8 protein-coding genes and 1 pseudogene are annotated in these 11,321 nt (G+C 31.4%); 5 read left to right on the top strand and 4 right to left on the bottom strand.

The genetic code is table 11. From position 1 onward, the window contains the following. Nucleotides 1-2: 2 nt before the first annotated feature. The 5 genes and pseudogenes from BUB89_RS18255 to BUB89_RS12560 form a co-directional block, all read left to right on the top strand. Nucleotides 3-125 (top strand): annotated as a pseudogene (locus BUB89_RS18255) (formylglycine-generating enzyme family protein); the annotation flags it as partial. A gap of 18 nt (nt 126-143) precedes the next feature. Then, entirely contained in the window at nt 144-809 is a 666-nt protein-coding gene (locus BUB89_RS12545; RefSeq protein ID WP_073245595.1) for a hypothetical protein, read from the top strand. A gap of 244 nt (nt 810-1,053) precedes the next feature. Then, nucleotides 1,054-3,243, top strand: a complete 2,190-nt coding sequence (locus tag BUB89_RS12550) for a hypothetical protein (RefSeq protein ID WP_073245597.1) — start codon at nt 1,054-1,056, stop codon at nt 3,241-3,243. Beyond that, nucleotides 3,224-4,330, top strand: a complete 1,107-nt coding sequence (locus BUB89_RS12555) for an HNH endonuclease (RefSeq protein ID WP_073245599.1) — start codon at nt 3,224-3,226, stop codon at nt 4,328-4,330. The genes BUB89_RS12550 and BUB89_RS12555 overlap by 20 nt, the downstream gene beginning before the upstream one ends. Nucleotides 4,331-4,615: 285 nt before the next feature. Beyond that, nucleotides 4,616-5,278, top strand: a complete 663-nt coding sequence (locus tag BUB89_RS12560) for a DUF2461 domain-containing protein (protein ID WP_083552767.1) — start codon at nt 4,616-4,618, stop codon at nt 5,276-5,278. A 185-nt stretch (nt 5,279-5,463) separates the two neighbouring features. On the opposite strand, the gene nagB is transcribed toward BUB89_RS12560, so the two are convergent. The 4 genes from nagB to BUB89_RS12580 all read right to left on the bottom strand — a co-directional run bounded on the left by nagB (nt 5,464) and on the right by BUB89_RS12580 (nt 11,315). After that, nucleotides 5,464-7,389 carry a glucosamine-6-phosphate deaminase gene (gene nagB / locus BUB89_RS12565; protein ID WP_073245795.1) on the bottom strand — a complete coding sequence of 642 codons (1,926 nt, stop codon included), beginning with the start codon at nt 7,387-7,389 and terminating at the stop codon, nt 5,464-5,466. Between the two features lie 28 nt (nt 7,390-7,417). Continuing rightward, on the bottom strand, nt 7,418-8,803 hold the full coding sequence (locus BUB89_RS12570; protein WP_073245603.1) for a sugar MFS transporter: 1,386 nt from the start codon (nt 8,801-8,803) through the stop codon (nt 7,418-7,420). Nucleotides 8,804-8,829: 26 nt separating this feature from the next. Then, nucleotides 8,830-9,618 carry a gluconate 5-dehydrogenase gene (locus tag BUB89_RS12575; protein ID WP_073245605.1) on the bottom strand — a complete coding sequence of 263 codons (789 nt, stop codon included), beginning with the start codon at nt 9,616-9,618 and terminating at the stop codon, nt 8,830-8,832. A gap of 566 nt (nt 9,619-10,184) precedes the next feature. Continuing rightward, nucleotides 10,185-11,315, bottom strand: coding sequence for a DUF4861 family protein (locus tag BUB89_RS12580; RefSeq protein ID WP_234982637.1), 1,131 nt, complete (start codon nt 11,313-11,315; stop codon nt 10,185-10,187). Nucleotides 11,316-11,321 lie beyond the last annotated feature (6 nt).

Here is an 11,321-nt window from a genome sequence, read left to right on the forward strand (position 1 = left end):
GAGGTGGCTCTTATTTATGCAGTGATGAATATTGTATTCGTTATGTGGCAGGAAGCAGAGGTAAAGGTGAGACAACGAGTGCTTGTAATCATTTAGGGTTTCGTTGTGTGAAGGATGGGGAATAAGATTTAAAAAAGAAAGATATGAGAAAAAATATAGTACTGTTTTTGATGTTCTTAGTTGGAATTCAGCTAGGTTTTGCACAGACTTCAAAGAAGATTAATTTGCATGCTCAATTTAAAAAGAATGGACTCCATACTACAAATAGAATTGCCAGTCCTTTAAATAATGAAAAATACAAAGGACTGGAACTAAATGAACAAAAAGGGGAAGGGATTGTCTGGCTTCAAAACCAAAATTTTTCTCAAGGAAGTATAGAAATTGATGTGAAGGGGCAGGATGTTTTTCAAAAGAGTTTTCTGGGGATTGCGTTTCACGGTCAAAATGATTCCATTTATGAAGCGGTTTATTTTAGACCGTTTAATTTTTATGCTCAGGATTCCGTAAGACGAATTCATGCGGTGCAGTATATTGCCCATCCCAAGTTCACTTGGGAGAAATTGAGGAAAGAAAGAAATGCTGAATTTGAAAAAGCGATTCCTAATGCTCCAGATCCTAATGGATGGTTTCATGCGCGAATTGAAATTAGTGCAACCGAAGTAACTGTTTTTGTTGAAAAAAATCCTAATCCAGTTCTAAAAGTAAAGCTATTGAGTTCTTTTTCTGATGGTAAAGTTGGACTCTTTGTTGGAGATAATTCAGGAGGAAAATTTGCAAATTTGAAGATAATACGACTTAAGAGTTGGTAGGCTAAATTAGCTGAAATATTTTTTAAGTTTTACAACACCACTCAGGATGTGGATGTGTTTATAGAAACCTTCTGGAAATTAAAATCCGGAAAGAAATAAAAAGCAACGAAGCCCAAGGATTTTATTCTTGGGCTTTTTTGTTATAAAATGTAACCACAAATTCTCTAAATTATTTGGAGTTTTTGTGGTTTATTATTTGTTAATTTGGATGTAAGATTATTGAATAATTAATTGATAAGAATTTATGAGTTTTAAACTATTAGCTATAAGACCACTTGAAGGTTGTAATGAAGATTTTTTAAAAAATTTAGAAGTAAATAGAATTTATAAATTCTATTCTGATTATAAGTTTTACAACAATGATATAGAGTTAAGTGAAAATAAAAAATTAAATGTAACTCATATTAAATATGAATCAACTACAACCTTTCCTAAAAATCTATATGATGATTTTATTGATATTTCTGCTATCGTTGGTAAAAATGGAAGTGGAAAAAGTGCTTTAGTCCAACTTTTATGTGGTGGAATTTATAATTTATCTATTATGAAAAAATTTATAAAGGTAAAAGACATTAAAAAAGAAAAAATTGATAGATTAAAAGTTCAAATATTTTATTCATTTAAAAATAGAACAATTAATAAAAAATTACTTGAAGATTTCTATGTTTTAGAAATTAATGGAGATGTAATTAGTTTGAATGAAGATTCGAATGGAAAATTTAATTATAAAAAAAATGACTATAATTATTTAAGCAAGTTAATTCCTTTTCTTTTTTATAATATAGTAAATAATTATTCTATATATGGTTTGAATGCGACAGAAGTAGGTTCTTGGATAAATAAAATTTTCATAAAAAATGACGGATATAGGACACCTATTGTATTAAATCCTTATCGAGAAGATGGTAATATTGACGTTAATTTAGAAACTTTTTTTGCTAAAAACAGATTGCTCTCGAATCTTCTAAATTTGAATTTTGATCGATTAGGATTAAAAAAAAATAGTTCAATAAATCCAAAAAAATTTAATGATTTATTCAATAAAGATAAAGTGGTTTCTAATTCCAATTATTTAGAAAATAAAAAAGTAGTTAAGTTGGAATTATCTTTAAATTTTGAAAAATTTAAAGATAAGCAAGGTAATGTAAATTTAAAATATTTAGAATATGCTAAAAAATATTTACATCATGTTTTCAATATATTATATATAAGTAATGAAGAAAAAAGAGATTATACTAAAAATGATCTTATACGATTACTTAGCAATTCGACTATAGTAGAACAATATGTACTAAATTATATTTTTTACAAATTAGAAAAAATATCTCCTTTTATTAATGACAATTTAAATGAAAAAAACTTTTTAAGTTATTTGAAAAATTTAAATGATAATTTTTCAGATTCTCATGTTTTATTTAAAGTTTATCAAGCAATTAATTTTTTAAAATATGATATTTATAAAGATTTTAAGAATGATAATAATTTTGAAATAAATGTAAATGATCATAGTGAGGAAAGTATTTCTAATAAAATTTCTATTCTAATGGAGTATGAAAGGGAAAAATTTAGAGATAAATATTCAGGAAATCACATTATTATTTATCCTTCATTATTAGTTACAAACATTGCATTTTTGCCTCCTCCAATTTTTAATATTGATATTGTTTTCAGTGAAAATCAAGGGAAATTAAGTGACTTAAGTTCAGGAGAAAAACAAATTATTTATAGTATTCAAGGGATTCTATATCATTTAATTAATATTAGTTCAAAGAATTCCTTTAGAAGTAACGTTGAAAATTCTTATCAGTTTATTAATATAATTCTAGACGAGGTTGAACTTTATTTTCATCCAGACATGCAAAGAAAGTTTGTCTTTTCTTTGATTAATGCGATAAAAGGTACGTATTTGCAAGGTATTCAAGGGATTAATGTTTTATTTATTACTCATTCTCCTTTCATATTGTCAGATATTCCTAAACAAAATGTATTGTTTTTGGAAGTAGATGAAATAAGTAAAAAAGCCAAACCAAATTTGTATGAAGGATATAATACTTTTGGAGCTAATATACATGAAATGTTAACTAATGGATTCTTTTTAGGTAGTACAAAAGGTGAATTTGCAATTTCAAAAATAAATGAGTTTTTGAGTTATTACAAAAAAGTAAGTAATCTTAAAATAGGTACTTCAGAATATAATGATGATAAAAAGATTTTTGAAGATGAAAAGAAAGATTATTATGAAAAATTGATTTCAATTATTGGAGAAGATTACATTAGGAAAATTTTAGAAAATCATTTGGAGCAATTGTATAATCATTTTGAAATAATTAATGAAATTTCCAAAGAAGACTTGTTTGAAAGAAAAAAAGCATTAATAGTGGAAATAGAAGAGATTGATAAAAAACTAACTAAAAATGAAAAGGATAAATTATAATCTTAAAAATGAAGATATTGAAAACTACTATTTAGAAATTACTAAAGATAGAGATAAGAGATTTTTACTTTACAATAAAGTGTCAACTATAGATAATTTTCTTAAGACTATTAATAAATCATTTAGTTTCAAGGATATTATCTTAGCAGATTTTTCAAGATTACTATATTATATCACTTGTATTGAAACTCATATAGAAGTAATTATTAAACCACAAATTTTAAACAATTATAAAGGTAATGAAAGACAATATGCAGAAGATTTTTTTAAAGCACGTAATAATACAAAATATAAAAATTTAATTAAAATTGATGAGGATAAAAAGAAAAAAATTTCAAAAGAAATAAATAAAAAAATTTGTTCTATTTTTTGTGGGATCGAAACCATACTTTATGAAAATGGGACTATATGTGAATGTATTTCAGATTTCTTCATGAAACATAGTGAGGATTTAAATATTAAAACATGTTATTATTGTAATATCGATTTTGTAAATATTTTTGAAAATAACACAAAAAATCATTTCACATTAGATCATATTTTGCCTAAATCGAAGTATCCATATTTATCAATTTCTTTATTTAATTTAATTCCTTCATGTTATTCTTGTAATTCAAAATTTAAACGTCAAAAAGAGTTTGAAAAACTAGATTTTTTGAATAAAATTTCTCCCTCTTCAAAAACATTTGAATTAGATAAATTATTGGAATTTAAACTTAATTTTGATATTAGTAGTATTGACTTTGAAGATAGACTTTTGAAAATTAAAGAAATTAAAGATTTTAAAGTCGAACTTAAAAATGTTAAATTGGAGGAAGAAGTTGATATTTTTCTAGATATGTTTGCCTTAAAAGCAAGATATGAATTTCATCAAAATATTTCTTTTGATATGATTAAAAAAAGAAAAAAATATTCTGATTCTCAAATTAATGAAATTGAAAAGCTATTTTTTGATAAAGGTATTTCAATAGATAAGGAAACTTTAAAAAAAGATATTTTTGGCTCTATGATTTTTGCAAAAGAAGATACAAATGAACCTTTTGAAAAATACAAAAAAGACATTGCAAAGCAATTAGGTTTAATATGAAAACCTAATCGCTCGGATATACAATAAATATCTCTTTCAACGGATAGCGGTGTTGTAAACCGTGCCCACAAAGGAGAGTAAGCAATAATTTTGTTGATTGTTTTATTTGTCTATTGGAACGGGCACAGATTACAAATCTGCGCTATTTCTCGTTTGAACTGAGAAAGTAAACCTTGTATTAAAACGAGATTAGGCAATAAAATTTTAAGAAGCTCCAACCTGAAAAGACAATTAAGACTTGAAACAAATGAGAAAAATATTCGGACTTTTGAACTGTATCGTATTATGAAAAGAGGATTTGAATTTCTTAAACAGATAACGGAAAATAACAATCGGGAATGGTTTACTGCGCACAAACCAGCATACGATTTGATTGTGAAAGAAAATAAAGTTTTTTTCGAACACATTTATTCCGAACTTCAAAAACAGGATAGTTTACAAGGAATCCATATTTTTAGAATTTACAAAGATGTTCGTTTTTCTAAAGATAAATCTCCTTATAAAACTAATTTTGGAGTTGGATATTCCCGTACAAAACCAATGTTAAGAGGTGGTTATTATATTCATTTAGAGCCAAATAACAGTTTTGTGGGTGGAGGATTTTGGGCTCCAAATAGTGCAGATTTACTTCGTATCCGTAAAGAATTCGAAATGGATACAACAGAAATCGAAAAAATTACTTCCGACAATACTTTCGTAAAATATTTCGAAGAGCTTAAAGGAGAGGATGGAGTAAAAACTGCTCCAAAAGGCTTCGATAAAAATCATCCTGCAATTAATCTGATTAAGAAAAAACAATTTGTAGTGAAGAGAAAATTTACAGACCAGGAAGTTTTATCGGATGATTTTCAGAAAGAAGTAATTGCAACATTTTTAGCAATGAGACCTTTTTTCGATTATATGAGTGAATTACTTACTACGGATTTAAATGGAGAACTGAAGGGATAATAGAGCAATGTAACAGTCATCCAGCAGCTAGCCACGAGCTTTATCGCGATGCGTCACCTTCGTGTTAGCTGGAAAAGTGGAAACCCGATATATACAATTTCAAAGATTATTTTTTAATTAAAATATATTCATAAAAAAAATGAGGCCGCAAAGCCTCATTTTTCACTAAAAACAAAATCAACTATCTAAAATTCCCATCGTACAAATGCTTCCATTGCTGCATAATGCGCTAATCCAAGCTGATTGTATAATTGAGCAGTTTCCCCATTTCTGTCTTCGGCTCTCTGCCAGAATTCTCTAGCGTCAGATCCTTGAAATACCACGCCGTCTTTTTGAGACTGATGCTTGAAAATTCCGTGCCTTTTTGATAAAACCTGATCCGGACTCATAGGCACTGCCATTTCAATTTCGTCAATTCCCCATTCCTGCCAGGCACCTCGGTACAACCAAACCCAGCAGTCTTTCATAAAATCTTTCGGTTTTAGATTTTTTACAGCTTCAAAAATAGCATCCAAGCAAACTTTGTGCGTTCCGTGTGGATCGGCAAGATCTCCGGCAGCATAGATTTGGTGTGGTTTTACCTTTTCGATTAAATCCATCGTAATTTGGATATCTTCTTTTCCTAAAGGTTTTTTCTCAATTGCTCCTGTTTCATAGAAAGGAAGTTCCATAAAATGAATTTGGCTATCCGGCAAACCCACAAAATGACTAGTTGCACGTGCTTCTCCCTTTCGAATCAAACCCTTAATGTAGCGAACCTCAGGAATATCAATTTCGCTGGCTTTTTTATTCTTTAAAAAGGCAGTTGCTTTTTTATAAATGTCTTCGGCTTCACTATTTTTTATTCCAAATTTCTCATTGTAATCCACTACAAAACTGGCAAAACGCAAGGCTTCATCATCAGCTACGGCAATGTTTCCCGAAGTTTGATACGCTACATGAACCTCATGACCCTGTTCCTGCAGACGCATAAATGTGCCTCCCATACTAATAATATCATCATCCGGATGCGGACTAAAAAGCAAGACTCTTTTTCTTGCCGGTTCCGCTCTTTCTGGTCTGTTGCTATCATCGGCATTGGGTTTTCCACCAGGCCATCCTGTGATGGTGTTTTGTAGTTTATTGAAAATTTTGATATTAATATCGTAAGCAGGACCAGAATCGGCTAATAAATCGCTCATTCCGTTTTCGATATAATCGGCATCGGTAAGCATCAAAATTGGTTTTTTCAAATCCAATGCCAATCCTAAAACGGCTTTTCGAATTAATTTATCAGTCCATTCAATTTTTTCGACCAACCAAGGTCGGTTAATACGAGTCAGTTTAGAAGAAGCTTCTTTATCCAAAACAAAAACAGCATTGTTGTGCTCTTGCAAAAAAGAAGCAGGAATTAAATTAGTCACTTCACCTTCAACCGATTTTTGAATAATGTTTGATTTTCCTTCGCCCCAAGCCATCAAAATTACTTGTTTGGCTTCCATTATTTTTTTTACTCCTAAGGTGATAGCTGTTCTTGGCGTATTGCTCAATCCGGAGAAATCGCCACTTGCGGCAACTCTGGTAATGTGATCTAAGGCCACTAATCGGGTTTTAGAATTCTGTAAAGAACCGGATTCGTTAAATCCAATATGACCGTTTCCACCAATTCCGAGAATCTGCAAATCAATACCACCTAAAGCCTCAATTTTAGCTTCATAATCGGCACAGTAGTCGGCAATTTGTTCTTTGGTTAAAGTTCCGTCTGGAATATAATAGTTTTGGGGCAAAATATCCACCTGATCCAGCAGCAATTCTTTCATAAATCGCACATAGCTGTTGATTGAATCAGGTTGCATTGGGTAATATTCATCCAAATTAAAGGTAATTACATTTTTAAAACTCAATCCTTCTTCTTTATGCAGACGAACCAATTCAGCATACAATCCTTTAGGTGAAGATCCTGTAGCAAGTCCTAAAATACAAGATTCGTTTTTTTCTTGTTTTGATTTGATAAGTGCTGCAATTTCCTGAGCCACGGCTTTAGAAGCTTCAGTTGAATTTTGGAAAACTACAGTGTTGATGTTTTCAAATCGTTTTTCAAATCCAGTCGCTTTGTCTATTGTACTTTTCATCGTTTTATGAATTATATTTTTATTTGAATTATTTTCTTGACCAACTTCTATATTTATGTCCTTTGAAGGCATAAAAAATGATCATTAAGTAGGTAGGTATCAATATCAAATAGGCTATTTGATTCCCGCTTTTGGCTGTAGATGCCGCATTATTTGCCAGATTAGCAGCATTTATATTTTCGACTAATGCACCATAAATCAATGGAAAAATGGCTCCTCCAATGATTCCCATAATCAATATCGCACTCCCTATTTTAGTATATCCTCCCAAATCCTGAAGAGCCATTGGCCAAATCGCAGGCCAGCAAAGTGCATTAGAAAGTCCCATAAGAGCTACTAATATAATTACTAGTGGTAATGCAGGAATTCCTGGTAATTGAACGAGTAGGGCAGGAGAGATAGTTACAATTAAAAGCACGAGAATCAAACCTAAAATTCCGGAAACTTTTAATGCCTGAACCTGAGAAACATATTTTGGAATAAGAGTAATTCCTAAAATATAGCCTATTACCATTGCAGTCATAGTAAATGAAGTTAATTTCAGATAAAAATTACCATCTTCGCCGTAAACACCTAATTGTTTACCTAATCCGCCAATAGAATCTCCTGCTAAAACCTCGGCAGAAAGATAGAGCATTAAGGTAATTACTCCTAAAACGAGTTGGGGAAATTGAAAAGCATTTTGAATTTGCTTAAAAATACTCATGTGGGCAACATTTCCACCTTCGTCCAAATCAATTTCCGGTAAAGGAGAAAATTTAACTAATAGCGCCAAAACAAGAATTACAGCTCCCATATAGATGTAAGGAGTTTGTAATTGTAAAGCCAGTGTATCTAATGCTGCCGATTTAGCTACGCTATCAAGAGCTGCTATTTTTTCGGCAGTGTAATCCTGCATGTTTGATAATACTAAAGCTGTTAGTACTAAAGGAGCTATGAAACCAGCTAGTTTATTAGCAATTCCTAATACACTGATTCTGGCAGCGGCACTTTCTCTGGGACCAATAACCACTACATAAGGATTTGCTGCTGTTTGTAAAATTGCCAAACCAGTTCCCATTATAAATAAAGCGATAAGGAATAGATAGAAAGTACGGGTTTCTGCCGCGGGATAAAACATAAATGCACCAAAAGCAATGGTTATTAAACCAAAAGAAATTCCGTTTTTATAGCCAATATTTTCAATTACCTTAGAGGATGGAATAGCCATTACAAAATAAGCGATATAAAAAGCAAATGTCACAAAATAAGCCTGTGAAGATGATAATTCGCAAGCCAATTCGAAGAAAGGAATTAACGGTCCGTTAAGCCAGGTTACAAATCCCAGAATAAAAAACAAACTGGTTAAAATAAGCATTGGGATTAAGGCACTGCTTCGCTGATTTTGATTTATTGTACATTCAATTGTTGACATAGTTTTTAAATAAGGGGTTGTGTAATTTATTCATTTGAGGGCTTCCCAATAGTTGCCAATATTCCTCCATCAACATAAAGAATGTGTCCGTTTACAAAATCACTTGCTTTTGAAGATAAAAATATGGCAGCACCCTGTAAATCTTCCGGATCTCCCCAACGATTAGCCGGTGTTCTGCTAATGATAAACTCATTAAACGGATGTCCGTCTACTCGGATTGGAGCAGTTTGGCTTGTTGCAAAATAACCGGGACCTATTCCGTTAGTTTGAATATTGAATTTTGCCCATTCCGTCGCCATGTTTTTAGTCAACATTTTCAATCCTCCTTTTGCAGCAGCATAAGCACTTACCGAATCTCTGCCTAATTCACTCATCATAGAACAGATGTTGATGATTTTTCCACCACCGCGATGAATCATTCCTTTGGCTACATTTTTAGAAACAATAAACGGACTAATTAAATCGACATTGATTACTGCTGTGAAATCTTCTACTTCCATTTCAATAATGGGCGTTCTTTTGATGATTCCCGCATTATTGATTAAAATGTCGATTGGTGCTACTTCTGACTCAATCTTGTTGATACTTGCAATTACAGCAGTTTCATCAGTTACGTCAAATACATAGCCGTAAGCCTCAATTCCCACCGATTTGTATTCAGCAATTGCATTGTCTAATGCCTCTTGCGAAAGATCATTGACTACAATTTTTGCTCCTGCATGTCCCAGTCCTTTGGCCATTGCCATTCCTAAACCATGAACTCCTCCAGTTATTAAAGCTGTTTTCCCGGTTAAATCAAATAAGTTAATTGACATTCTTTTAATTGTTTTAGTTAGTATTTATTTTGGCTTTTATCAGTTTTGATATTGCGAAGTTATATTTGAAATCAAAAAAGCTATTTCAATATTTACCATTTAACTTTCGAATTTGTGTAAACAGCTTGTTTTATAGCGATAAATCGATGGATGCTAGGTTTATATAATGATTTATTTAATTAGTTGTTTTGTAATTAATTCTAAAAATCTTCAAGTAGAATATTTGACTCTTTTTATTAGGTAATCATTATCCGATTAAATGGTATCAATAATCAACAGATCGCTCCTCTGGAGCTTCATTTAAAAAAAATACTTTTTTCTACAAACAGTTCACTCCTAACGGAGTTAGTTTTAGTCCCATCGGGACGTACTGTTTGTAGAAAAAAGTGAATTCCCAAAAGAAGCTCCAGAGGAGTGACCTAACAGTAAGGAATGTAAATATTGATTTATAAATATTTATGTAAGTTTTTTATCGGAGAACAATGATAAAACAGCAGCTTATTATAATTAAAAAAGGCGACTAAATCTTTTTGATTTAATCGCCTTTTAATGAAATGGAATAAGAGTTATTTTATGCTTACTACTAAAGGATTTTTTATTTGCTGATTAAAATTATTCAGATAATCAAACCATTGTTTTGAGTTGGTGATTTTTCCAGCTTTATCCCAAGCCGCTCCGGTGTAATAAACAATAGGTTTGTTATTTTCTACAGTAGTTTTAGCTATTATTTGAGTAGCATCAACCGACATATTTGTTACTGGCGTTGTTAATATAGATCCTACTGCTGTGGTACCATTGTTGCCAAGAGTGGGCTCCCAATACCCCATAATACCTTGTTGTTCGTTCAATGATAGTACTCCGGTTTCAGGTCTTCTGATTATTCCTACTACAACAGGCATTGGTTTTGTATCTTCGAAAGTATATACGTTTTCAATGCGATTGAGTTGTGAACCGGCATCTATCGAAATGGTTTTTGTGGCACTTACTTTTATTTCGCCTGCATTCCAGCTGTCAAAACTCAATTGAAAAGTAGTGCGTAAAGGACCGTTATCCAGAATTTTCCATTGCTGATAATTTCCTGAGTAACGAATAGTATCCTTTACAAAAGGAGCCATATTACCGGCTCCCAATGTAAAACCAACATGATAATAGTCTAAACCATCGCCATGGTCTGTATGATAATCTGCCAGTTTATAGCGTTCGTTAAGAATCATTCGGTCTGTTCGTTTTACCCAAACGTCAAAACCATAAGCATTGTCTTTTTCTTTTTCGAGGGCTTTTCCATAAGCGCGAAAGGCAATTTTATCATTTTCCCAGGCAAAATCATCTTTGCGTTCCGGTACATAACGGGCGTATGTTTTGGTAACAAAAGTTTCTGGTTTTCCTTTTTGTATCGAAAGAGAAAGTGTCGATGTAGCTTTGACATCCACTTGTACTAATAAATTTTGAACAGCTTTTTGTCCAATATGTTCCAATTGGTAAGGAACTTGTTTTTTGGTAACAGAATTAATCACTACAAAATTAGCCGTGTCTATTTGAGGATATTTCGATAAAACAGCGTTCCATTTTATTGCAACTACAGCTTCTTTTCGATCTAAAGTAGCATTGTTTTGAATATTTACAGATGCTCTTGATTGTGCTAAAAGAGCCAAAGGGAATATAAAAGCGATTCCAAAAAATAATTTTATAAATTTCATGTTGAG

This window comes from Flavobacterium flevense (assembly GCF_900142775.1).
GTDB classification, from domain to species: domain Bacteria; phylum Bacteroidota; class Bacteroidia; order Flavobacteriales; family Flavobacteriaceae; genus Flavobacterium; species Flavobacterium flevense.